This is a genomic window from Segatella asaccharophila, assembly GCF_054687055.1.
In genome coordinates this window covers 1-777 of the sequence record NZ_BAACAN010000060.1, presented here as the reverse complement: position 1 = coordinate 777, position 777 = coordinate 1, and the positions used below count along the sequence as shown (strand labels likewise).

Below are 777 nucleotides of genomic sequence, written 5' to 3'. Positions count from 1 at the left end.
CACGTTCGCTGGAACCTTACTACAAGATTAACGGGGATCGCCTTGAACGGTCATACAAGGATTATCTGAGCGACTTCCGGCAATGGGAGCAGAAGCCTCATGCATCCGACTGGATATTACTGGAGAAAAACATGGGTCCCAGGCTAAGCATAGACGAGACATCCCTGCAGGAAGACCTGTTCACGATCCTGTCCAACAAGGATGGCCATGGGAGACGCGGAACAGTGATTGCAGCCGTACGGGGGACGAAGGCGTCGGAGGTAATCCGTATCCTCATGCAGATACCACAGGAGAAGCGTATTGAGGTCAGGGAAGTGACCATGGATTTCTCCGACAGTATGTATTCCATCGTGAGTGCAGTCTTTCCTAATGCGACAATAGTGATCGACTGTTTCCATATCATCAAGCGATGCGGTGACGCGGTGGAGGAAATCCGTCTCCGCAGCAAGCGTGAGGCAATAAAGGATCAGCGTAAAAAACAGGCGGAGTTCAGAAACAAACTTGAGCAAAGGGTGAAGCAGCGTAAATACTATCGCAAAAAACATCCCAGGAGGTATAAAGGCAGAAAGCGTGGCAGGAAGCCAATTAGACTCAATGAGCGCTTTAAGCCGGAGATACTTGACAACGGCGATACAGGAGTCGAGCTGCTTACAAGAAGCCGGGGACTACTGAGGGTAAGCAGAAACAACTGGAGCGATACACAGAAGATCAGGGCCGGATTGCTCTTCTCTTTATACCCAAAGATAAAAGAAGCGTATAACCTTGTCGACAGCCTCA

At 49.8% G+C, this 777-nt stretch carries 1 protein-coding gene; it reads left to right on the top strand.

All coding sequences use genetic code 11. The features are described from left to right. Positions 1 to 777, top strand: a 777-nt coding sequence (locus ACYRYG_RS13295; protein ID WP_460198487.1) for an ISL3 family transposase, incomplete at both ends; no start/stop codon positions are given.